General features: G+C 72.0%; 20 protein-coding genes. 15 read left to right on the top strand and 5 right to left on the bottom strand.

The window, feature by feature from the left end; translation table 11 throughout:
- Positions 1-39: 39 nt before the first annotated feature.
- Positions 40-1,218: a PP2C family protein-serine/threonine phosphatase gene (locus AQI94_RS14015; RefSeq protein WP_031058568.1), complete on the top strand. Its 1,179-nt coding sequence runs from the start codon at positions 40-42 to the stop codon at positions 1,216-1,218.
- Positions 1,219-1,377: 159 nt separating this feature from the next.
- On the opposite strand, the gene AQI94_RS14010 is transcribed toward AQI94_RS14015, so the two are convergent.
- Positions 1,378-1,752 (bottom strand): STAS domain-containing protein, encoded by a 375-nt coding sequence (locus AQI94_RS14010; protein WP_031058571.1) that lies wholly within the window; start codon positions 1,750-1,752, stop codon positions 1,378-1,380.
- Positions 1,753-1,916: 164 nt separating this feature from the next.
- On the opposite strand from AQI94_RS14010, the gene AQI94_RS14005 reads away from it, so the two are divergent.
- Entirely contained in the window at positions 1,917-2,417 is a 501-nt protein-coding gene (locus AQI94_RS14005) for an ATP-binding protein (RefSeq protein WP_031058574.1), read from the top strand.
- 78 nt (positions 2,418-2,495) lie between these two features.
- Here AQI94_RS14005 and AQI94_RS14000 read toward each other — a convergent pair whose 3' ends face one another.
- On the bottom strand, positions 2,496-2,762 hold the full coding sequence (locus AQI94_RS14000; RefSeq protein WP_225890188.1) for a hypothetical protein: 267 nt from the start codon (positions 2,760-2,762) through the stop codon (positions 2,496-2,498).
- Between the two features lie 418 nt (positions 2,763-3,180).
- Between AQI94_RS14000 and pgm the strand changes: the two genes are divergently transcribed.
- The 4 genes from pgm to AQI94_RS13980 all read left to right on the top strand — a co-directional run bounded on the left by pgm (position 3,181) and on the right by AQI94_RS13980 (position 7,732).
- Positions 3,181-4,821: a phosphoglucomutase (alpha-D-glucose-1,6-bisphosphate-dependent) gene (gene pgm / locus AQI94_RS13995; RefSeq protein WP_031058580.1), complete on the top strand. Its 1,641-nt coding sequence runs from the start codon at positions 3,181-3,183 to the stop codon at positions 4,819-4,821.
- A 196-nt stretch (positions 4,822-5,017) separates the two neighbouring features.
- Positions 5,018-5,917, top strand: a complete 900-nt coding sequence (locus AQI94_RS13990) for an amidohydrolase family protein (RefSeq protein ID WP_031058583.1) — start codon at positions 5,018-5,020, stop codon at positions 5,915-5,917.
- A 28-nt stretch (positions 5,918-5,945) separates the two neighbouring features.
- The gene (locus AQI94_RS13985; RefSeq protein WP_031058586.1) at positions 5,946-6,386 is read left to right on the top strand and encodes a VOC family protein; all 441 of its coding nucleotides are present in this window, start codon (positions 5,946-5,948) and stop codon (positions 6,384-6,386) included.
- A 224-nt stretch (positions 6,387-6,610) separates the two neighbouring features.
- Positions 6,611-7,732: an SGNH/GDSL hydrolase family protein gene (locus AQI94_RS13980; RefSeq protein ID WP_199814397.1), complete on the top strand. Its 1,122-nt coding sequence runs from the start codon at positions 6,611-6,613 to the stop codon at positions 7,730-7,732.
- A 20-nt stretch (positions 7,733-7,752) separates the two neighbouring features.
- Here the strand turns inward: AQI94_RS13980 and AQI94_RS44590 are convergent, their stop codons facing one another.
- Entirely contained in the window at positions 7,753-8,625 is an 873-nt protein-coding gene (locus tag AQI94_RS44590) for an SCO2400 family protein (protein WP_031058590.1), read from the bottom strand.
- Between the two features lie 319 nt (positions 8,626-8,944).
- On the bottom strand, positions 8,945-9,667 hold the full coding sequence (locus AQI94_RS13970; RefSeq protein WP_031058592.1) for a TetR/AcrR family transcriptional regulator: 723 nt from the start codon (positions 9,665-9,667) through the stop codon (positions 8,945-8,947).
- Positions 9,668-9,817: 150 nt separating this feature from the next.
- On the opposite strand from AQI94_RS13970, the gene AQI94_RS13965 reads away from it, so the two are divergent.
- From AQI94_RS13965 to AQI94_RS13925, 9 genes are all read left to right on the top strand, one after another.
- Positions 9,818-11,332, top strand: a complete 1,515-nt coding sequence (locus AQI94_RS13965; RefSeq protein WP_031058597.1) for an APC family permease — start codon at positions 9,818-9,820, stop codon at positions 11,330-11,332.
- Positions 11,333-11,353: 21 nt separating this feature from the next.
- The gene (locus tag AQI94_RS13960) at positions 11,354-13,006 is read left to right on the top strand and encodes an amidohydrolase (RefSeq protein WP_031058599.1); all 1,653 of its coding nucleotides are present in this window, start codon (positions 11,354-11,356) and stop codon (positions 13,004-13,006) included.
- 94 nt (positions 13,007-13,100) lie between these two features.
- Positions 13,101-14,759, top strand: coding sequence for an NAD-dependent malic enzyme (locus tag AQI94_RS13955; RefSeq protein WP_031058602.1), 1,659 nt, complete (start codon positions 13,101-13,103; stop codon positions 14,757-14,759).
- Positions 14,760-14,855: 96 nt separating this feature from the next.
- Positions 14,856-15,872 (top strand): LacI family DNA-binding transcriptional regulator, encoded by a 1,017-nt coding sequence (locus AQI94_RS13950; RefSeq protein WP_031058606.1) that lies wholly within the window; start codon positions 14,856-14,858, stop codon positions 15,870-15,872.
- A gap of 190 nt (positions 15,873-16,062) precedes the next feature.
- Positions 16,063-17,496 carry a GH1 family beta-glucosidase gene (locus tag AQI94_RS13945; RefSeq protein WP_031058609.1) on the top strand — a complete coding sequence of 478 codons (1,434 nt, stop codon included), beginning with the start codon at positions 16,063-16,065 and terminating at the stop codon, positions 17,494-17,496.
- A 90-nt stretch (positions 17,497-17,586) separates the two neighbouring features.
- The gene (locus AQI94_RS13940) at positions 17,587-18,090 is read left to right on the top strand and encodes a MarR family winged helix-turn-helix transcriptional regulator (protein ID WP_051832900.1); all 504 of its coding nucleotides are present in this window, start codon (positions 17,587-17,589) and stop codon (positions 18,088-18,090) included.
- A gap of 610 nt (positions 18,091-18,700) precedes the next feature.
- Positions 18,701-19,810 carry an LLM class flavin-dependent oxidoreductase gene (locus AQI94_RS13935; protein WP_062229747.1) on the top strand — a complete coding sequence of 370 codons (1,110 nt, stop codon included), beginning with the start codon at positions 18,701-18,703 and terminating at the stop codon, positions 19,808-19,810.
- Positions 19,811-19,875: 65 nt separating this feature from the next.
- A complete protein-coding gene (locus AQI94_RS13930) occupies positions 19,876-20,307 on the top strand; it encodes a tetratricopeptide repeat protein (RefSeq protein ID WP_031046759.1) in 432 nt (143 codons plus the stop codon).
- A gap of 55 nt (positions 20,308-20,362) precedes the next feature.
- Positions 20,363-21,454 carry an ABC transporter substrate-binding protein gene (locus AQI94_RS13925; RefSeq protein ID WP_031046761.1) on the top strand — a complete coding sequence of 364 codons (1,092 nt, stop codon included), beginning with the start codon at positions 20,363-20,365 and terminating at the stop codon, positions 21,452-21,454.
- 57 nt (positions 21,455-21,511) lie between these two features.
- Here the strand turns inward: AQI94_RS13925 and AQI94_RS13920 are convergent, their stop codons facing one another.
- Positions 21,512-21,868, bottom strand: a complete 357-nt coding sequence (locus AQI94_RS13920) for a VOC family protein (protein WP_031046763.1) — start codon at positions 21,866-21,868, stop codon at positions 21,512-21,514.
- Positions 21,869-21,967: the final 99 nt, after the last annotated feature.

Raw genomic sequence — 21,967 nt, 5'->3', positions numbered from 1 at the left:
ATGCGGGGAATAAGGTGCGTCAGCCGATGGGAGGTTGTTGTGGAGGGTGCAGATCTGGAACTGGGCGAGTTGTTGGCCGCCGCGGAAGCGGCCCCGCCCGGTGAGTCCGTCGACGTGGTGGCACGCGACCTGCAGAAGCGGTTCGGTGCGGAACGGGTGTCGTTCCTCTTCGTCGACCTCATCGGTCAGCGGCTGGTACGCCTCACCGCGGCCGGCGCCGACGTCACGGACGGTGCCGAGCCGATAGAGCTGAAGGGCAGCGTCTACGACAGCGTGCTGCAGAGCCAGCGCCAGCACGTCGAACCGGACGGTCAGGGCGGACGGCGCGTCATCACGCCGGTCAGCAACCGCGGCGACTGCCTGGGCGTCCTGGAGGTGACCCTGCAGAGCGCCGACGACACCGTGCTGGAGCAGGTCAGCGAAGCGGCGCACGCGCTGGCCTACATCATCGTCACGGACGGGCGTTTCACCGACCTCTACCACCTGGGCCGGCGCACCACTGAGATCAGCCTGGCCGCGGAGATCCAGCACCAATTGCTCCCCTCGGCGCCCTGCTGCGAGGCGGCCCAGTTCACCCTGGCCGCCGGGCTGGTGCCGGCCGACGACATCGGGGGTGACACCTACGACTACACCCTCGGCCGCGACACCCTGCACGTGTCCATCACGGACGCGATGGGGCACGACACGAACTCCGCTCTGCTGGCCACGCTGCTGGTCGGTGCGCTGCGGCAGGCGCGCCGCAGCGGCTGCGACGCCCTCAAGCAGGCCGACCACGCCCACCGGGCCCTGCTGAGCCACAGCCGCGGGCTGGCCACCGGGCAGTTGCTGTGCGTCGACCTGGCGACGGGACTGTGCGAACTGGTCAACGCCGGTCACCCCTGGCCGCTGCGGCTGCGGGACGGCGCCGTCGAGGAGGTCAAGCTCGACGTCAACCTGCCGTTCGGTGTGGTGGCACCCTCGTCGTACCGGCTCCAGCACCTGCAACTGCGTCCCGGCGACCGCCTGATCCTGCTCACCGACGGCATGCTGGAACGCGGTGCCGCGACAGCCGACCTGGCCTCGGTGATTCACGCCACCGGTGCGCTGCATCCGCGAGACGCGGTCAGGGCCCTGACCGCCGCGGTGCTCGACGCCTGTCACGGCAGTCTTCGGGACGACGCCACGGTGCTGGTCCTGGACTGGCACGGCGATCGAAGCGGACCGGTCGAACAAGTGTGAGCGGGGACAAGTGTGAGCGGGGAGATGGGGGCGACTCGGTTGGGGAGAGGTTGGGCACACAGCCTCCCGGTGGTTCTTCGCCGACTCCGGTCGGCGAAGAACCACCGCTGACCGAGGTCCTCGTGTCCCGCCGGGGTGCCCGGCACACCGACTCGGACGTCAGGGGTTCAGGGCCTGCTCGACCGTGGGGTGGCAGGCGATGACGGTGTCCAGGCCGACGAGCTCGACGACCCGTGTCACCGACTCCCGGGCCCCGGCCAGGCGCAGCCATCCCTGGGCCGCGCTGACCTGCTGGTGGACGTGGACGAAGACGTTGATGCCGGTGGAGTCCAGGAAGGTCACGCCGCTGAGGTCCGCCACCACCCGGGGCGCGCGACCGTCGTCAGCGCCGTCCGGCGGGAGCAGCGCCGTGGTCAGCGCGTCCTTGACATCGTGGTCGATGTCTCCACGCAGGGTCACCACGCGGATGCCGTCGGCAGTCGTGTGCGCGATGAACAGCCGCTCTGGTCGGTCTGTTGGTGATATGTCGGTCACCGTTCCTCACCTGGGCCCAGGCTGCCGGGGGGCAGCGTTCGCGGACGATTGTGCCGCACCGGCCCGGCCCTTCGCACCCGGCTGCCGTGCCGAACATCGCCCGGACGGGCATGCCGATGCGACCCGGTGGGCACTCGCGCGCGGAGACGGGAAGGAAAAGGCCGATGCCGAATGGTTCACGAGCCGAGGACGGGGACTGTACCGAGGGCTCCGGCCCCCTGACACAGGTCGGCTTCGCCTTGGCCGGCGACGACGGATGCATCGCCCGGGCCCGGCACCACGCGGCCGACTTCCTCGCCGGGCTCCATGACGAGCACGGCCGGGACGTCTCCGCGTCCACCGTGGGGACGACCCAGCTGGTCGTCACCGAGCTGGTCACCAACGCCCTCAAGTACGCCCCCGGACCCGTCGTCATGGAACTGCGCAGCACCGGCTCCCGGGTGGAGATCGTCGTCGGGGACAGCAACCCCACCCTGCCGTCGGTGCTGCCCGCCGACCCCGACCGGGTCGGCGGGCACGGTCTGGAGATCGTCCGGGCCGTCACCCAGGACCTCGACATCCGGCCGCTGGCCGTCGGCAAGCGCATCACCGCGCGCATCGCCCTGACCGGAGCCTGCGGTCCCCAGCCGCACCAGCAGGCCTGGCGGGGGCCACGGCACGCCTGACCGGATCGACACCCCGCACCGGGCGGCACGAGGGCCCCCGGCGCCGGTGAAGGAGGCGGTCACGCCCCGGGCCGTACGTCATCCGGCGGGTGCGATGCGCAGGACCGCGACCGAGCCGCGGACGTCGACCACCTTCAGGCTCATGGCGTCGTTGACGGTCGCGGCGGGGCCCTCCTCGCAGCTCAGTCCGACACCGCCGCCGCCCTCCGACGACACTCCGCCGCCACCGGAGCAGCCCGAGACGCTGTAGCCCGACCCGGTCAGTCCGGCGGCCATGTCGACCCTGCCGCCGGCGATCGCCGTCACCTTGATCGGTCCGAGGCCGTACGCCGTCGGCACGGTCACGATGTCTCCCACGGCGACCTCGATCTCGCAGGTCCCGTCGGCGCACGGCCCGGTCGGCGAGGGTGAGGGAGAGGGCGTGGACGACCGCGTGGGTGTGGGATCGGACGCCGGCGCGGACCCGCTCGACCGGCCCTTGTCCCCGGCGGCGGATCCGTCCGGGGACTCGGAGGAACACGCCGTGAGAACCGCGAACAGGCAAGCGGCGACAGTGGCGACGGCGGCCGTGGATGACGTGCCTCTACGCATCATGACGGCCATTGAACCCGCATCGCCCGCCTCCTCGGCGGGTTCGCGGACCGGGTCCCCCTTTCCGGGCACCCGTGAGAACGCAACCGCGCCCCCACGCGCGTCCTCGCCGCCCCGACAGGGGAGAATGAGGGCCGTACCCAACGGTCGACCCTTGCGGAGGAGCCGGGAAATGCAGAACGCGCGAGCGGGGCAGGTCGCAGGGCCCGAAGACCTCATCGATGTGGCCCGTCTGGTCACGGCGTACTACACGCTGCACCCCGACCCGGCCGAACCGGGACAGCGGGTGGCCTTCGGCACCTCGGGACACCGCGGTTCGTCCCTCAAGGCGGCCTTCAACGAGGACCACATCGCCGCCACCAGCCAGGCCATCTGCGAGTACCGCGCCGCCCAGGGCACCGACGGCCCCCTCTTCCTCGGCGCCGACACCCACGCGCTGTCCGAGCCCGCGCGGATCACGGCCCTGGAGGTGTTCGCCGCCAACGACGTGACCGTCCTCATCGACCAGGCCGACGGCTACACGCCCACCCCCGCCGTCTCGCACGCCATCCTCACCCACAACCGGCACAGGACCTCGGCGCTCGCCGACGGGGTCGTCGTCACCCCCTCGCACAACCCGCCCGCCGACGGCGGCTTCAAGTACAACCCGCCGAACGGCGGACCCGCCGGTTCCGAGGCGACCTCCTGGATCCAGGACCGCGCCAACGAGATCATCACCGGCGGCCTGAAGGACGTACGGCGCATCCCCTACGCCCGTGCCCTGGCCGCCCCCGGCACCGGCCGCCACGACTTCCTCGGCGCCTACGTGGCCGATCTGCCGAACGTGCTGGACCTGGAGGCCATCCGGTCCGCGGGCGTGCGCATCGGCGCCGACCCGCTGGGCGGCGCCTCGGTCGCCTACTGGGGCCGCATCGCCGAACAGCACCGGCTCGACCTGACGGTGGTCAATCCGCTCACCGATCCCACCTGGCGTTTCATGACGCTCGACTGGGACGGCAAGATCCGCATGGACTGCTCCTCGCCGTACGCCATGGCCTCGCTCATCGAGCGGCGCGACCGCTTCGACATCGCCACCGGCAACGACGCCGACGCCGACCGGCACGGCATCGTCACGCCGGACGCGGGTCTGATGAACCCCAACCACTACCTGGCCGTGGCGATCTCGTACCTGTACTCGCACCGGGAGCAGTGGCCCCAGGGGGCCGGCATCGGCAAGACCCTGGTGTCCTCCAGCATGATCGACCGGGTCGCGGCGGACCTCGGGCGGACGCTGGTCGAGGTCCCCGTCGGCTTCAAGTGGTTCGTGGACGGCCTGTCCGACGGCACGATCGGCTTCGGCGGCGAGGAGTCGGCCGGCGCGTCCTTCCTGCGCCGCGACGGCTCGGTGTGGACCACCGACAAGGACGGCATCATCCTGGCCCTGCTCGCCTCCGAGATCACGGCGGTCACCGGCAAGAGCCCCTCGCAGCACTACGCGGCGCTCACCGACCGCTTCGGCGCCCCCGCCTACGCACGCGTCGACGCCCCGGCCTCCCGCGAGGAGAAGGCCCTGCTCGCCAAGCTGTCCCCGCGCCAGGTCACCGCCGACACCCTCGCCGGCGAGCCGGTCACACAGGTCCTCACCGAGGCACCCGGCAACGGCGCCGCCCTCGGCGGCATCAAGGTGTCCACCGCCAGCGCCTGGTTCGCGGCCCGGCCCTCGGGCACCGAGGACGTCTACAAGATCTACGGGGAGTCGTTCCTCGGCCCGGACCACCTGAGCCGGGTCCAGGAGGAGGCCAGGTCCGTGGTGCTGGCGGCGCTGAACGCCTGACCCGGCGCGGATCGGCCACGTCCTCGCCGTACCTCTTCCCGACGTCTGCCCGCCCGGCCCGTTGCCGTGACCCGTCACGGCAACGGGCCGGAGTCCTTCCGGGCCCCGCCGCACGCGGTCCGGTGTGACGGATTCCTCACCGCGCCCCTCGCGGAACGGGTCGCCGCGTCCCCCACCGGGGACGATCGTGGGCGGCATGAACGATCGCGACGAGGCGACGCACGACGAGGCCGGCGAGGTCCGCCGTTTCTGGGGCCGGCTGGGTCTGCAGGGCCTGATCGACGTGCACACCCACTTCATGCCCGAGCGGGTCCTGCACAAGGTCTGGGAGTACTTCGACACCAACGGGCCGCTGATCGGCGGGCTGGGATGGCCGATCACCTACCGGAAGGCGGAGGCGGAGAGAACGGCCCTGCTGCGGGGGTTCGGGGTCAAGGCCTTCACCGCGATGCTCTACCCGCACAAGCCCGGTATGGCACGGTGGCTCAACGAGTGGGCGGTCGACTTCGCCCGCCGCACCCCCGACTGTCTGCACACCGCCACTTTCCATCCCGAGCCCGACGTCGAGAGCTACGTCCGCGAGGCCGTCGAAGCGGGGGCGCGGGTCTTCAAGGCACACGTCCAGGTGGGCGGTTACGACCCGGCCGACGACCTCCTGCGGGGGGCCTGGGGACTGCTGGCCGAGGCGGGCGTCCCCGTGGTGATCCACTGCGGCTCCGGGCCCGCGCCCGGCAAGCACACCGGGCCCGAGCCCATCGCGCGGGTGCTGGCGCGCAACCCGAAGCTGCGGCTGATCGTCGCGCACATGGGCATGCCCGAGTACGAGGAGTTCCTCGACCTCGCCGAGCGGTACGACGAGGTGCGGCTGGACACGACGATGGCGTTCACCGACTTCACCGAGGACTTCATGCCGTTCCCGCGCCGGGCCCTGCCCCGGCTCGCCGCACTCGGCGACCGCGTCCTGCTCGGCTCCGACTTCCCCAGCATCCCCTACCCCTACCTGCACCAGCTCCACGCACTGGAACGCCTGGACCTCGGACCGGAGTGGCTGCGGGCCGTGTGCCACGACAACGCGCAGCGTCTGTTCGGCGTGTGACACCGTCACGGACCCAAGGAGATCCCGTATGACGATCCAGCGGATGGACAACGTCCTCATCGTCGTCGACGACCTCGACGCCGTCGTCGCGTTCTTCGTCGAACTCGGCATGGAACTGGAGGGCCGGTCGCCGGTCGAGGGACGGTGGGTGGAGCGGATCATCGCCCTCGACGACGTCCGGCAGGACGTCGCCATGCTGCGCACCCCGGACGGCCACGGCCGCGTCGAGCTGGCGAAGTTCCACACGCCGAAGGCGGTCGGCGGGGCGCCGCAGGACGCGCCGACGAACACGCTGGGCATACGGCGCATCATGTTCGCCGTCGACGACATCGACGGCGTCGTCGCCCGCCTGCGCGCCCACGGCGCCGAACTCGTGGGCGAGATCGTGCAGTACGAGAACATCTACCGGCTCTGCTACGTCCGTGGCCCCGAGGGCATCGTCGTCGGACTGGCCGAGCAACTCGGCTGACCCCACCGGAGCCCGCGTGGGGCCGAGGGATGGAGGAAGGGCCGTCGCGACCTCCCCAGGTGTGACGGCCCTTCCTCCGGGTAAGCATCGAGTCTGCTACCCCGAAGATCCGCACTCATGCCCGACCTGCCGCGTCCCGCCCTCGCCGACCGCGTGAAGATCCTTCCGGGAGGGGGCGATCGCGTGTGCCGCCCCGACCGTCCCCACCACCGAAGGATGGCCAGATGCAGCCCGCTTCGAGCCGCCGCTTATCCCGCAGAACCCTGGTGAGCGCCACCGCCGCCGGTCTGGTCGCCGCCGTCGCCGCCCCCTCCCGCGCGGCCGGCGCCGCCTCGACCCGCTTCCACACGGCGGGCCGGGTCAAAGCCGCCGCCGACGGGTTCGTGCGCTACAGCTGGCCCGGCATCTACTTCGAGGCCCGGTTCCGCGGCACCGGCGTCGGCGTCCTCCTCGACGACTCCCTCAACGACTACGACGTCCAGGTGGACGGCAGCACCACGGCCACCCTCGTGACGCCGGGCCGGACCACGGCGTGGGTCACGGGACTCACCGACACCGAGCACCGCGTGCGGCTCGTCAAGCGCACCGAAAGCCCCGGCGGCGAGGGCAGGTTCGGCGGCTTCGTCGCCGCCGAGGGCGGCGCGATCCTCGCCAGGCCCGCGGCCCGGCGCCGCCAGATCGAGTTCATCGGGGACTCCTACACCGCGGGCTACGGCAACGTCTCCGGCACCCGTGACTGTTCGGGCAACGGGGGAGTCGACCGGAACACCGACTCCGACCTCTCCTTCGGCGCCCTCACCGCCCGCCGCCTCGGTGCCGACTACCAGATCAACGCGTTCTCCGGCCGTGGCATGGTCCGCAACTACAACGGCAGCAGCCCCGGCACCGACTTCCGCACCTACTACGACCGCGCGCTGCTGGGCGTGGAGGGCGACGTCTGGCGCAGGCCGGCCGACTGGCGGCCGCAGGCCGTCGTCATCGGGCTGGGGCTCAACGACTTCTCAACCCCCCTGAACCCGGGCGAGCGCTGGGGCACGCAGGCCGAACTGGTCGCCGCCTACGAGTCCGCCTACCACGGCTTCCTCGACAAGCTGCGCGCCCGCTACGGCCCCCGGCCGTACCTCGTCGTCAGCGCCACCGACCTGGGCTCCAGCCCCTTCGCGGAGACCGTCGAGAAGATCGCCCGGACCCGCAACGCGCGGGGCGACGAGCGGGTCGGCCACTGGTACTACGACGACCCCACCCTGGACCACCTGGGCTGCGACTGGCATCCCTCGGCGCGGGACCACCGCGTCATCTCCGGTCTGCTGGACGAGTACCTCGGCACGCTGCCGTTGTGCTGGTAGCGGGCCCGCGCGTCCCGTGTTCAGTTGATGCAGAGCAGATTGAGCACGCACAGGCCCGACGGATCGCTCGCGGATGACGACGTCGTCGTCTGCGAGGTCTGCGAACTGCCGCTGCTCGAGCTCGTGTTGCTTTCCGTGTTCGTGGTCGTCGTGCTGTCCGCGGCGGTGGACGAGGACGAGGTCTGACCCGTCGTCGTACCGTTCGAGCCCGACGTGGTGGTGGTCGTACCGGTCGTGCCCGTGTCCGTGCCCGCCGCGGCCGAGGTCGAGAGCGTCCCCCGGGACTGCGACCGCGAGGCCGTCGTCGCCGTGGGCGTGGGGGAGGCGGCGGAGTCCGTGTGGACCGACGAGCGGGTCGTCGTGGACGCCGAGTCGACCGTCCGCCGGTGCGAGCCGGCCCTCGTGGAGGGAGTCGTCGTGGACGCCTGCTGCGCCTTGGCGGGCGTCCCGGCCGGAAGGCCGTCGTCCGAGGTGGGCAGCTCCGCCACACCCATGGCCCGGTTGTCCGGCGAGGTGGAGGCCTGGGTCCGGGTGGCGGACTGCTGGTTCATCGCGGAGACGGTCAGGCCGCCACCGACGAGGGCGACCGCGGTCGCGACCACGGCCTTGCGCTGGTTCTTCTTCCAGCGGGCCCGCTGGCGTCGCCGTGCCGCCCGGCCCTCGGCCACCACCGGGGCGTCCGACACGTCCTCGGACGGGACGGCGGGGTCGGTCGCCGGCTCCTCGTGGAGGCCCGCGTCATGCCACTTGGGTGCTTCGTCCCACGCCGCTGACGCCGTGCCCGTCGTCGCGTAGAGGTGGGCGGGGGGAGCGATGTCCGGGGCGTAGGCGCCGCATCCGGGACACGCCAGGGCGCCGTTGAGATGCCGACGGCACGAGGAGCAGTAGTCCATCTGGTCTTCCTGAGTCGACTGCACCAGCGGCCCGATGGCCGTGGCCGGTCTCGTTCGCACGGAGGATCGAGCCGAGGCCAAGGTAGCGAGGCTTTCGAAAGGCAGTGTGCAGCCTGTGTGATGCTCCTGCGCAGATGTCACAGGGGTGCGGTGGGCGCGAGGGGCCTACGCCGTATTCGCGCCAGTTGTCCGCCATGCGGTCCTGGTCAGCGCCCCGATGGGCGCGGGCGCAGCCCAACGCGGGCCTTGTCGGCAGGAGTTGGCCGTGACCGGGGCGACGGTCCAGGACGTACGGCACGCACGGCACGTACGGAAGACCTCAGTCGGGTGACGAGCCCCCGGTGGACACCCGCTGCGCCGGTGCCCGTGCCGCCAGCGCCTCCAGCAGCAGCTCCACCGCCTCCTCGAACGAGCTCTCCGCCATCCCCGGCAGCTCGCGGCGCACCGCGGTGAGCGCCGGGTACGCCACCGGGTCCAGGTCCTGGTAGACCTCCCGCCACGCCCGGTGGTCGGCCTCGCGCTGCTGCCGGGGCAGTGCCTGGAACGCCGCGTCCGTGGCGGCGTGGCTGAGCACGGTGTCGATGAAGGCCAGGTACAGGCGGGCGGCGTCGGCCGGCCCGAAGCCCGCGGACAGCAGCAGGCCGATCCCCGTGTCCACCGCCTGGATCTCGCTCCTGCGCCGGGTCACCCGGTGCGCGGCCAGGGCGGCCGCGCGCGGATGCGCGAGGTAGCCGGCACGGACCCGCAGGGCCATCTCGCGCAGTGCGGCCACCCAGTCGTCCCCGGGCGTGAACCCGGCCATCGCGTCGCCGATGATCCGGTCCGCGATGGCGAGCACCAGGTCGTCGGTGTCGTGGAAGTAGCGGTAGAGGGCGGTCGGGTCGCAGCCCAGCGCAGCGCCGAGCCGGCGCACGCTCAGCGCCTCGGAACCGTGCTCGCCGATCAGCCGCAGGGCGGTACCGACGATCAGGTCCTCGGACAGCAGCACGCCGGTGCGGGTGGGCCGCCGGCGTCGGCGTTCCTCGGGGACACGGCTGGACATGACCGGATTCCTCTCGCCGGGAGCCCTCAGTGAACGGCCCCCGGCCGCCTTACGTCAACAGGGTTGACCCAATGTGGACGTCGGCTGTTCCATCTCCTCACCGCGCGGCTCACCTCCTCTTCCTCGTCCTCCGTCCCCGAGGAGCCCTCCATGTCGTCCAGACCGCCCCTCTCCTCCGCACCGAGCGCACCCGGTCCGGATCTGCGCCGTTCCCTCGGCGTCGTCGACGGTGTGGCCATCGCCGCGTCCAGTACGGCGGCCACCACCAGCATCGCCATCGGCATGGGCACGATCGCGACCATCGTGGGCCTCCAGGCCCCGGCCCTGCTCCTCCTGGCCTTCCTGCCGGTGCTGGGCATCGCCACCGCCTACGCCCGCCTGAACCGCTCCGAGCCGAACTGCGGCAACGGCTACGTCTGGGTCGGCAGGTCGCTCGGCCCCTGGCCCGGATTCCTGACCGGCTGGGTCACCCTGGTCGGCTCGGTCATCTTCTGCGCCTACACCAGCGCGATCATGGGCTCGGTCGTCCTGGCCTTCGCCAACAAGTCCGGGCTGCACAGCGTCGCCGGGATCGCCCTCGACCCGACGTCCACCGGCGTCACCACCGGCGTCGGACTGGTCATCCTCACCGCCCTCACCGCCCTGGCCGTCACCGGGGTGCGGTCCGCCACCCGCTTCCAGTTCGCCCTCCTGGTCTTCGAGTACACGGTCCTGCTGGCCTTCTGCGGCTGGGCCCTGATCACGGGCGACCACGCCGTGTCGCTGTCGTGGTTCAACCCCTTCGAGATCTCCAGCGGCACCGCCTTCGCCCAGGGCATGGTCCTCGCGGTCTTCTTCTTCTGGGGCTGGGACGCGGCCTTCAGCGTCAACGAGGAGACGAAGACCCCGGGTGACGCGGCCCGCGGCGGTCTCATCGCCCTCTTCGCGATGCTCGGTCTGTTCCTCTTCGCCTCGGTCGCCTTCCAGCGGGAGATGAGCCTGGCCGAACTCGTCAGGAACGGCCCCCAGGCCCTGCCGTACCTCGGCGAGAAGCTGGCGGCCGAACCCTGGGCCACCCTCCCCCTGGTCGCGCTGATGTTCTCCGCGGTCGCCTCCGTGCAGGCCACCCTGATCCCCACGGCACGCGGCCTGTTCGCGATGAGCCGCGACCGCACGATGGGACCGGTGTGGACCCGCGTCCACCCGCGCTGGGGCACCCCCGCCGCCGGCACGGTCGTCGTGATGGCCGTCGCCGCAGTGATCGCGGTGCTCGCCGTCGCGATCCCCAAGCTGAGCGACATGCTGCTGGCCGCCGTCAACGCCATCGGCCTGATCGTCGCCCTCTACTACGGCCTCACCGCGCTCGCCTGCGCCGTGCGTTTCCGCTCCGCGCGCCACGAGGGACCACGCGAGGCCCTGCTCGCCATCGGGGTGCCCGCCGTCTCCGGCCTGATCCTGCTCGGCCTCGGCGGGTACCTCGGATACTCCTACCTGACCATGAGCGACCACTTCGAACTCAGCCCGGACAACGGCTGGTTCATGTTCTCGCTGCCCGCCGCGATCGTCCTCGCCGGCCTGGGCATGGCCGCCGTGGCCAAGTACGTGCGGCACTCGCCGTACTTCACCACCGGGCACGGCACCGACGCCGAGTCCCTGACCCTCCCGATGGACCGCACGGCGGTCTGACCCCCTCTGGAGTTCACCCCCATGTCACACACCGCGGACCTCGTCCTCACCGGCGGTCCCGTGCACACCGTCGATCCCGCCCGCAGCCGCGCCACGTCAGTGGCCGTGCGCGACGGGCGGATCGCCGCCGTCGGCCACGACGAGGTGCGCGAGCTGATCGGCCCGCGCACCGAAGTCGTCGACCTGGCAGGGAAGTTGCTGCTCCCCGGCTTCCAGGACGCCCACGTCCACCCGCAGGGCGCGGGCCTCGAACTCGGCCTGTGCCACCTCGCCGACACCGTCGACCCCGCCGAGTACCTGCGCAGGATCAGGTCCTACGCCGACCAGCACCCTGACGCCGAGTGGATCACCGGCGGCGGCTGGTCCCTGGAGGCGTTCCCCGGCGGGGCCCCCACCGCCGCGGCCCTCGACGCGGTCGTCCCCGACCGGCCCGTCTTCCTGCCCAACCGCGACCACCACGGCGCCTGGGTCAACACCCGGGCCCTGGAACGCGCGGGCATCGACGTCCGTACCCCGGACCCCGCCGACGGCAGGATCGAACGCGACGCCGACGGCAACCCGACCGGCATGCTCCAGGAAGGAGCCGTCCACCTGGTGGGAAGGCTCGTACCGGACCCCACCCCGGAGGAGCAGCTCACGGCCCTGATCCGGGCGCAGGCCGTGCTGCACTCGTACGGCGTCACCGCCTGGCAGGACGCCATCGTCGGCGCCTACGCCAACATGACCGACCCGGCGCCCTCCTACCTCGCGGCCCTCGACCGGGGCCTGCTCACCGCCCGGGTCGTCGGCGCCCTGTGGTGGGACCGCGAGCGGGGCGCCGAGCAGATCCCCGAACTCGTGGCCCGCCGCGAGGAGTTGAACCGGGGCCGGTTCCGGGCGGGCACCGTGAAGGTCATGCAGGACGGCATCGCGGAGAACCACACCGCCGCGATGCTCGACCCCTATCTGACCGGCTGCGGCTGCTCCTCGGACAACAGCGGCATCAGCTTCGTCGAGCCGGGCGACCTCAGGAAGTACGTTACGGAGCTGGACGCGTCCGGCTTCCAGGTGCACTTCCACGCGCTCGGCGACCGCGCGGTGCGCGAGGCGCTGGACGCCGTGGAGTCCGCCCGCACGGCCAACGGCGTACGCGACACCCGGCACCACCTGGCACACCTCCAGGTCGTGCACCCGCACGACGTCCCCCGGTTCCGCGCCCTGGGCGCGAGCGCCAACCTCCAGATGCTGTGGGCCGCCCACGAGCCCCAGATGGACGAACTGACCCTGCCCTTCCTCGGCGACGAACGCGGGGCACGCCAGTACCCCTTCGGCGACCTGCTGCGGGCCGGAGTCACCCTGGCCGCCGGCAGCGACTGGCCGGTCAGCAGCCCCGACCCCTTCCAGGCCCTCCACGTCGCCGTCAACCGGATCGCCCCCGGCGCCCCGGAGGGCACCCCGGAGTTCCTCCCGGGACAGCGCCTCGACCTGGGCACCGCCCTCGCCGCCTACACGGCGGGCAGCGCCCATGTGAACCACCTCGACGACATCACCGGCAGCATCACCGTGGGCAAGTCGGCCGACCTCGTCGTCCTCGACCGCGACCCGTTCGCGGGCCCGCCCGAGGAGATCGCCGCCACGCGCGTCCTTGAGACCTTCGTCGAAGGACAGCGGGTCCACGCGGCCGACGACGCCTGAGCCCGCCGGTCGGCCGCGCGGGGCGGCTGATTCGGATGTCGGCCGACGGGGCACAGGAGTAGCTGGTCTGAAACCCGTCGACCCGAGGAACGTCATGGCACCACACAGCCCCGCTCAGGTCCGCGGCGCGGCCCTGCTCGCCGATCCCCTCCTCAACAAGGGCACCGCCTTCAGTTCCGAGGAGCGCGCCGAACTCGGACTGGAGGGGTTGCTGCCACCGGCGATCCAGACCCTGGGGGAACAGACCAGGCGGGCCTATGAGGCGTTCCTCGGCTACGACAAGCCCCTCAACCGGCACATCTACCTGCGCCAGCTCCAGGACACCAACGAGGTGCTCTTCTACGGCCTGCTCACCCGGCACCTGGAGGAGATGCTGCCGGTCGTCTACACCCCGACGGTCGGCGAGGCCTGCCGCCGTTTCAGCGAGATCTACCGCAGGCCGCGCGGACTGTTCCTGACCTACGAGGACCGGCACCGCTACCGGGAGATCCTGCGCAACCGGCCGGGCGGCGAGGTCGACGTCATCGTCGTCACCGACGGCCAGCGCATCCTCGGCCTCGGCGACCAGGGCGTCGGCGGCATGGGCATCCCGATCGGCAAGCTCAGCCTCTACACCGCCATCGGCGGCATCCACCCCGCCCGCACCCTCCCGATCCTCCTCGACGTCGGCACCGACAACGAGGAGCTGCTCGCGAACGAGCACTACCTCGGCCGCAGGCGGCACCGCGTCAGCGGGGAGGCCTACGACGAGATGATCGAGGCGTTCGTCTCCGCCGTGGAGGCCGAACTGCCCGGCACCCTGCTCCAGTGGGAGGACTTCGCGACCGCCCACGCCCGCCCGATCCTCAGCCGCTACCAGGACCGCCTGCTCACCTTCAACGACGACATCCAGGGCACGGCGGCCGTCGCGCTGGGCGCGCTGACCACCGCCACGAAGGTCGCCGGAACCTCCCTGACCGACCACCGGATCGTGGTCCTGGGCGCGGGCTCGGCGGCGATCGGGGTCGCCGACATGATCCGTACCGCGCTCGTCGAGGAAGGCCTCTCCGAAGAGCAGGCCGCCGGCCGTTTCTGGTTCGTCGACATCGACGGTCTGCTGGTGGACTCCCGCACCGACCTCACCCCCGAGCAGCGCGTCTACGCCCGCGACGAGGCCGAGGTACGGCAGTGGGGCGGGGACGCGCCCGATCTCGCCCGGGTCGTCGCCGAGGTGCAGCCGACGGTGCTGATCGGGCTGTCCACGGCCCACGGCGCCTTCACCGAGGAGATCGTGCGGACCATGGCCGCCTCCTGCGACCGGCCGGTGATCCTCCCGCTGTCCAACCCGACCTCGAACGCCGAGGCCGACCCCGCCGACCTGGCCCGCTGGACCGACGGCAGGGCCCTGATCGCCGCCGGATCGCCCTTCCCGCCGCTGACGGTGGACGGCCGTGAGGTCCCGGTCGCGCAGGCCAACAACGTCTACGTCTTCCCCGCCGTCGGGCTGGCGGTCACCGCCTGCCGGGCCGGCCGGGTGACCGACCGCATGATGGTGGCGGCGGCCCGGGCCGTGGGGGACTGCGCGGTACGGGCGGGCACCGACGGAGCCACTCCGCTGCTGCCCCCGCTGGCGAGCATGCGGGACGCGGCCCGCGAGATCGCGCTCGCGGTGGCGCTGGCCGCCGTCGAGGACGGCGTCGCCCCCGAGGCGACGGAGGCCGAGCTGCGGGAGGCGGTCACGAACGCCCAGTGGACGCCGCGGTACACGTCCTGAGCGCCGGGCAGGGGCGAGGAGGTGGCCCGGCGCCTGTGACAGTATCGGCGGTGGGCGCAGCCCGCCTGCTGGGGTCGAGGGCAGAGGACGAGTGACATGGACCGGCCGCCGGGCATGATGGACGTGGCCCGGGAGGCCGGCGTCTCCCACATCACCGTCTCCCGTGTCATCAACGGCCATCCGTCGGTCCGGCCGGAGACCCGGGCCCGGGTCGAGGCGGCGATCCAGAAGCTGGGATACCGCCGCAACAGCGTCGCCAGGGCCCTCAAGAGCCGGCGTTCCTCGACGATCGGCGTGGTGATCGTCGGCTCGGAACTCTTCGAGCTGCCGCGCATCCTCCTCGGCGTGGAGACCGCGGCCAAGCAGGCAGGTTACTGGGTGAGCCTGGCCAGCCGGCAGGGCGAAAGCAGCACCGGCGACCTCCTGGAGACGCTGCAACGGCTCACCGACCAGTCGGTGGAGGCGATCGCGGTCGTCGCCGACCGGCCCGGGACGGTGGAGGCCCTGTCCGGCCTCTCGCTCGGGGTGCCGGTGGCGGTGGTGATGTCCGGCAACGTGCCCAGCCCCGACCTGAGCTTCGTCGAGGTCGACCAGGAGCTCGGCGCCCGGCTCGCGGTGCGGCACCTCCTCGACCTCGGACACCGCAACATCGCCCATCTGACGGGTGCGCTGCGCACCTTCGACGCCCGGGCCCGCGTCGACGGCTGGCAGGCCGAACTCACCGCCTCGGCAGCCCAAGGAGCCCGGCTGGAGGGCGACTTCAGCGCGGAGAGCGGGTTCCGCCTGGCCCACGAACTCTGCGCCGCGGGCAGCGACCTGCCCACCGCGGTCTTCGCAGGGAACGACCAGATGGCCATGGGGGTGCTCGCCGCCCTCGCCGAACGGGGCGTGAAGGTGCCGCACGACGTGTCGGTCGTCGGCTTCGACGACATGAAGGGCGCCGGGTACCTGGTCCCCGCCCTGACCACCGTCCGCCAGGACTTCGCCCACCTCGGCAGGAGCGCCATCGAGCTGTTGGTGCGCATGGTGGGCGGGGAACCGGCGCAGCAGCAGAAGTTGACGCCGCGGCTCGTCGTACGGCACAGCACCGCCGGACCCCGCGCCGGCTCCTGAGGCCCACGAGCCGGTGGAAGGCGACCGGTGACGCGCACGACGACATGACCGGCAGCGGCGCACTCCGAGGCGGACCAGGGCGGCAGCGGGATTGATCGGGGCGAAGGCCTTGACAGCTTGTTAACGTTAACATCACCGTTGTCGCAGGACGCCGTCCTCGTCTTTTGGCCATCACCGGAAAGCGACCCGCATGTCGACAGCCCAGCCCCTGTCCTTCCCCGCGCACTTCCTCCTCGGCTCCGCGACCGCCGCCTACCAGATCGAGGGCGCCGCCGACGAGGACGGGCGCGGCCCCTCCATCTGGGACACCTACTCCCACACGCCGGGCAAGACGTGGAACGGCGACACCGGTGACGTGGCCGCCGACCACTACCACCGCCTCGACGAGGACCTCGACCTCATGGCGTCCCTGGGCCTGAAGGCCTACCGGTTCTCCCTCGCCTGGCCGCGCATCCAGCCCACCGGCCGGGGCCCGGTCAACCCCAAGGGCCTGGACTTCTACAGCCGCCTGGTCGACGGCCTGCTGCGGAGGAACATCGCCCCCGTCGCGACCCTGTACCACTGGGACCTGCCGCAGGCCCTGGAGGACGAGGGCGGCTGGACGAACCGCGAGACCGCCTTCGCCTTCGCCGACTACGCCCGTGTCGTGGGCGAAGCCCTCGGCGACCGTGTCGCCATCTGGACCACGCTGAACGAGCCGTGGTGCTCCGCCTACCTCGGCTACGGCGCCGGAGCCCACGCCCCCGGCCGCAGTGACGGCGCCGCCGCGCTGACCGCGGTCCACCACCTCAACCTCGCCCACGGGCTGGCGGTCCAGCAGCTCAGGGAGGTCACCACCAACGATCCGCAGTACTCGGTCACCCTCAACTTCCACGTCCTGCGCGGTGAGGGCGCCGGCGCCGACGAGGCCGTACGCCGGATCGACGCGCTGGCCAACCGCGCCTTCACCGAACCGCTGTTGCGCGGCCACTACCCGCAGGACCTCCTGGAGGACACCGCGGGGGTCACGGACTGGTCGTTCGTCGAGGACGGTGACCTCGCCCGGATCCACCAGCCCCTGGACCTGCTCGGCGTCAACTACTACGCCACCACCAGGGTCCGACTGTGGGACGGCACGACGGCGCGGCAGAACAACGACGGGCACAAGGACATGGGCGGCTCGCCCTGGCCCGGCTCGCCCCAGGTCGAGTTCGTCGCGCAGGAGGGCCCGCACACCGCGATGGGCTGGAACATCGACCCCGACGGACTCGAAGAGCTCCTCCTGGACCTGCACGAGCGGTTCCCGGACCTGCCGCTGGTCGTCACCGAGAACGGGGCGGCCTTCGAGGACCACCTCGTCACCCGGCCCGACGGCAGCCACGCCGTGCACGACCCGGAGCGCGTCGACTACCTCCACCGGCACTTCCTCGCCGCCCACCGGGCGCTCGCCGCGGGTGTCGATCTGCGGGGGTACTTCGTGTGGTCGCTGATGGACAACTTCGAGTGGGGCTACGGCTATTCGAAGCGCTTCGGCATCGTCCACGTCGACTACGAGACCCAGCGCCGCACCCTGAAGGACAGTGCCCTGTGGTACCGGGAACTGGCGACGACGGGCACCATCCCGGCACCGGGCACCGGGGAGTAGTCGGACGCGGCGGAAGTTGTCGTGCCAGCGGCGGCGTGCTTCAGTTGATGCGTCAACCGCTATCCGCTCTCCGGGACAGGGGCAGCTGCCATGAGCGACGAGAAGGTCATCGCGGTCGCCGAGGCCACGGGCGCACAGGTGCGATGGCTGACGCCGGAGGAGCAGCGCGCGTGGCGCGGCTTCGTGCGGCTGCACGAGCGGCTCGGCGGCCGTCTCGGACGCATGCTGCAGTCCGAGTCCAACGTGTCGCCCGCGGACTTCGCGGTGCTGGTCCATCTCACGGACACCCCGGAGGGGCGGCAGCGGTACCAGGACCTGGCGCGGGCGCTGGAGTGGGAGAAGAGCCGGATGTCCCACCACATCGCGCGGATGACCGGCCGGGGCCTGGTGGTCCGGGAGGAGTGCGCCGAGGACGCGCGCGGCGCCTTCGTCGTCATCACCGACGCCGGCCGGGCGGCCATCGAGGCGGCCGCCCCCCGTCATGTCCAGGCGGTACGCGAACTGTTCGTGGACCATGTCACCCCGGCCGAACTCCGCGTCCTGGCCGAGCTCTCCGAGCGCGTCATCGCGAGGATGGACGAGAACCCGTCCTGACGGCACGGGAGGGCCCCGTCACGCGTGGTGGTGGCTTCGGTCGGGTTTCGCGGGGTGCGTGGTCCTGCGGTCCGATATGAAGGTCCGGGCGCGGGTTGATCTGGCCGTTCGCCCGGAAACCCTGCCGTGGGTCGCCGAGCGTCGCCGGTGGGTGGTGGGGTCTGCGTGCGCCTGGAAGCCCACCGTGGCCCCCCGGTCCGCGACCCCGTCACGCGTGGTGGTGGCCTTCGGCCGGGTTTCGCGGGGTGCGTGGTCCTGCTGCCCGACGTGAAGGTCCGGGAGCTGGTTGATCTCGCCGATCGCCCGGAATCCCTGGCGTGGGTCGCCGAGCGTCGCCGGTGGGTGGGGGGCGTGCGCCGTCACTGTCCTTGGCGGGGAAGCCCGCCGTGGCGTCCCCCGGGTCCAGCTCCACCTGCCATAGGTCGCCAAGCCTCGCCCCCGGGTGGTGGGCCGCCGTGCGTAGTCACTGTTCTCGGCGTGGGAGCGCGGCGCTCCCGGGACGGGCGGAGCGGCTCGGTGTCGGGTGGTTCGGGCGGTGTGGAATAGCCGGGGGAGGGGGTGTGTTGGAGCGGCATAGTTGATGTATCAACCGACAGAGGGGCTGAGGGCGATGCAGTTCGGCATCTTCACCGTCGGGGACGTGACCACCGACCCGCACACGGGTCGTACCCCGACCGAGCGCGAGCGGATCAAGGCGATGACCGCGATCGCGCAGAAGGCCGAGGAGGTCGGGCTCGACGTCTTCGCGACCGGTGAGCACCACAACCGGCCGTTCGTGCCCTCGTCGCCGACCACCCTGCTCGGCTACGTCGCCGCCCGCACCGAGCGCATCATCCTCTCGACGTCCACCACGCTGATCACCACCAACGACCCGGTGAAGATCGCCGAGGACTACGCGATGCTCCAGCACCTGGCCGACGGCCGCGTCGACCTCATGATGGGCCGCGGCAACACCGGCCCGGTGTATCCGTGGTTCGGCAAGGACATCCGCGACGGGATCAGCCTCGCCGTCGAGAACTACGCCCTGCTGCGCCGGCTGTGGCGCGAGGACGTCGTCGACTGGGAGGGCAAGTTCCGTACGCCGCTCCAGGGCTTCACCTCAACGCCCCGGCCGCTGGACGGGGTCGCGCCGTTCGTCTGGCACGGCTCCATCCGCTCCCCGGAGATCGCCGAGCAGGCCGCCTACTACGGCGACGGCTTCTTCCACAACAACATCTTCTGGCCCAAGGAGCACACCGGGAAGCTGATCGACCTGTACCGGGAGCGGTACGCGCACTACGGCCACGGCACCCCCGAGCAGGCGATCGTCGGCCTCGGCGGCCAGGTCTACATGCGCCGCAACTCCCAGGACGCCGTCCGGGAGTTCCGCCCGGTCTTCGACCACTCGCCGGTGATGGGAGGCGGGATCTCGATGGAGGAGTACATGCGGCAGACCCCGCTCACCGTCGGCACACCGGACCAGGTCGTCGAGAAGACCCTGTCCTTCCGCGCGTACGCGGGTGACTACCAGCGCCAGCTGTTCATCGTGGACGGCGGTGGCATCCCGCTGAAGACCGCGCTGGAGCAGATCGACCTGCTGGGCGAGGAGGTCGTACCCGTGCTGCGCGAGGAGTTCGCCAGGAACCGGCCCGCCGGCGTGCCGGACGCCCCCACCCACGCCTCCCTGCTCGCCGCCCGCGAGGCGGCGGAGCCCGCCGAGACCGCCGAACCGGCCGTCTGACCGTTCGAACAGCCACTGACCGCACTCCGGCCCGCGTGAGGACGCGTCCGGGAGACGGAGGGATCATGACCGACCAGTTCAACACGTACCCGGCGACCGGCGGGGTGGCGCCCGACCGCTGGGCCAGCGCGCTGCACCTCTTCGACAACGGCGTCGGCGTGCCGCACGAGGAGACCACCGCCGAGCGCTGGGAGCGGGCCGGGCTGCTGTTCGAGGCCCGGGACTACAGCGGTGCCGCGAAGCTCCTCGCCGAGGTCGTCGAGGAGGCCCCGGAGCAGACCGGTCCCCGGCTGCTGCTGGCCCGTGCCTACTACCACTCCGCACAACTGCGCCGTGCGGAGGACCAGCTGCGGGTGATCGTCGAACGCGATCCGGTGGAGCACTACGCCCACCTGATGCTGGGACGCACCCTGCAGCGACTGGGCCGTCCCGAGGAGGCGGAGCCCTGGCTGCGGATGGCCGGCGCGTTCGCGGGGGAGTTCCCCGACGACGAGTGAGCCCGTCGCCTCAACGGGTTGCCCGCGGGCGGCAGCGATGGATGCAATAGCCGGCATGAGCATCCAGCCGCGTACGGCCCGGCCGGTTCGGATCGGCGTTCTCGTTCCGCTGACACGACCCGGTTGGGTCGAGGCGGGCCGGCACCTGCTCGCCGGCCTGGAGCTGGGCGTCGGTGAGGTCAACGAGGCCGGCGGGATCGGCGGACGACCGCTTGAGCTGCTGGTCCGGGACACCGCGGCCGATCCGCGGCGGGCCGCGGCCGCCGTGGACGAACTGGCTCGGCTGGGCGTGGCCGCGGTGGCGGGCGAGTACCACAGTGTGGTCGCCCGCGCCGCTGCCACCAGGGCCGACGCCCTCGGCCTGCCCTTCCTCTGCTCGTCGGCCGTGCTCGACGCGCTGACCGAGCAGCCGACGCACCGGGTGGCGCGGCTCCCCCCGCCGCAGTCCCACGGCTGGCGGGTCTACGCGGACTTCCTCCTCGGAGCGGGCCACACCCGAGTCGCCGTGGCGGCCGAAGCGAGCGCCTACTGGGCGGCGGGGGCCCGGATTCTGCGGGACCACTTCGCTCCACGCGGTGGCACCGTCATCGAACTCGATGCCCGGGCGCTCACCCCCGCGGCCGTGTACGAACAGCTCGTCGAACAGCGCGCGACGGCCCTGCTGCTCCTGGCCGGCTTTCCCGAGCCGGCCGTGCCGCTCGTCAGGTCCGTCCGCCGCGACCAGCGCCTCGCCGAGATCATGGTCGGGGCCCCGGCCGGTCAGCCCGAGTTCGCCGAGTGGGCGAGGTCGCTGGGCGACGACGGCACCGCGATCCCGTTCCTGCGCTATCTGCCCGAGCGCCTGGGCCCTCTCGGCGCGCGGGTCGAGGCCGTCCTCCGCGAGCGGCTGGCCGAGACGCCGTCCTTCGTGGCCTTCGAGGGCTACGACACGATCGCCGTCCTCGCCGACGTGCTGCGCGCACACGGGACGGAGCGGGCGGGCATCGCCGCCGCCTGGCCGCACGTGACCGTCGAGGGCACCCGCGGGCAGATCCGGTTCTCCCGCGGGCCCGGCACCGGGGTGTGGCAGTGGGACCGGGCGCCGGTCCAGATCGTCGACCGGGATCCGGCGGAACCCGGCCGCTTCCGGATCCGGCACACCGGCTGAGAGCCGTGCCAGGGGTTCATCCGTCCGGCCCGCCGAGAGCCGGATTCCTTCGGTGGGTCAGTCGGCGGGCTGCCACAGCTCGATGCGATGGCCCTCCGGATCGGTGACCCAGCCGAATCGACCGACCCCTTCCATGTCCTGCGTCTCCTCGGCCACGTCCGCCCCGCCGGCGCGCAACTGCGCGAGCATCGCCTCCAGGTCGCGGACCCGGAAGTTGAGCATGGTCTGCTGGGCGCGGGACCCGAAGTAGTCGGTCGAGGCCTCGAACGTCGCGAACACCGTGGGCCCGGCTTCCTGCCGCCACAAGCCGTTCTCGTCGGCCTCCAGGCCCAGGTGGTCGCGGTACCACGCGCTCAGGGCCACGGGGTCTGCGGCCCTGAGGAAGTATCCGCCGATTCCCAGCACACGTTCCATACGAGCCATCCTGCCAGGAGGACGGACCGACGGCCCGGCATCACCGGAACCGTGGGCGAACCGTCCTCCAGGGGCAGGCGTGCGCCCTCCTTGTGCCCG

It is taken from the genome of Streptomyces pseudovenezuelae (assembly GCF_001513955.1).
Taxonomy (GTDB): domain Bacteria; phylum Actinomycetota; class Actinomycetes; order Streptomycetales; family Streptomycetaceae; genus Streptomyces; species Streptomyces pseudovenezuelae.
This window is presented reverse-complemented; position numbering and strand designations above follow the sequence as displayed.

Excerpts from the sequence above, each read along its gene's own strand:
- AQI94_RS13965 (WP_031058597.1), top strand. The coding sequence starts at position 9,818 with ATGTCGTCCAGACCGCCCCTCTCCTCCGCACCGAGCGCACCCGGTCCG.
- AQI94_RS13920 (WP_031046763.1), bottom strand. The coding sequence starts at position 21,868 with ATGGAACGTGTGCTGGGAATCGGCGGATACTTCCTCAGGGCCGCAGAC.
- AQI94_RS13990 (WP_031058583.1), top strand. The coding sequence starts at position 5,018 with ATGAACGATCGCGACGAGGCGACGCACGACGAGGCCGGCGAGGTCCGC.
- AQI94_RS13930 (WP_031046759.1), top strand. The coding sequence starts at position 19,876 with ATGACCGACCAGTTCAACACGTACCCGGCGACCGGCGGGGTGGCGCCC.
- AQI94_RS13980 (WP_199814397.1), top strand. The coding sequence starts at position 6,611 with ATGCAGCCCGCTTCGAGCCGCCGCTTATCCCGCAGAACCCTGGTGAGC.
- AQI94_RS13985 (WP_031058586.1), top strand. The coding sequence starts at position 5,946 with ATGACGATCCAGCGGATGGACAACGTCCTCATCGTCGTCGACGACCTC.
- AQI94_RS13935 (WP_062229747.1), top strand. The coding sequence starts at position 18,701 with ATGCAGTTCGGCATCTTCACCGTCGGGGACGTGACCACCGACCCGCAC.
- AQI94_RS13955 (WP_031058602.1), top strand. The coding sequence starts at position 13,101 with ATGGCACCACACAGCCCCGCTCAGGTCCGCGGCGCGGCCCTGCTCGCC.
- AQI94_RS13950 (WP_031058606.1), top strand. The coding sequence starts at position 14,856 with ATGGACCGGCCGCCGGGCATGATGGACGTGGCCCGGGAGGCCGGCGTC.
- AQI94_RS13970 (WP_031058592.1), bottom strand. The coding sequence starts at position 9,667 with ATGTCCAGCCGTGTCCCCGAGGAACGCCGACGCCGGCGGCCCACCCGC.
- AQI94_RS13925 (WP_031046761.1), top strand. The coding sequence starts at position 20,363 with ATGAGCATCCAGCCGCGTACGGCCCGGCCGGTTCGGATCGGCGTTCTC.
- AQI94_RS13945 (WP_031058609.1), top strand. The coding sequence starts at position 16,063 with ATGTCGACAGCCCAGCCCCTGTCCTTCCCCGCGCACTTCCTCCTCGGC.
- AQI94_RS44590 (WP_031058590.1), bottom strand. The coding sequence starts at position 8,625 with ATGGACTACTGCTCCTCGTGCCGTCGGCATCTCAACGGCGCCCTGGCG.
- AQI94_RS13960 (WP_031058599.1), top strand. The coding sequence starts at position 11,354 with ATGTCACACACCGCGGACCTCGTCCTCACCGGCGGTCCCGTGCACACC.
- pgm (WP_031058580.1), top strand. The coding sequence starts at position 3,181 with ATGCAGAACGCGCGAGCGGGGCAGGTCGCAGGGCCCGAAGACCTCATC.
- AQI94_RS13940 (WP_051832900.1), top strand. The coding sequence starts at position 17,587 with ATGAGCGACGAGAAGGTCATCGCGGTCGCCGAGGCCACGGGCGCACAG.
- AQI94_RS14005 (WP_031058574.1), top strand. The coding sequence starts at position 1,917 with ATGCCGAATGGTTCACGAGCCGAGGACGGGGACTGTACCGAGGGCTCC.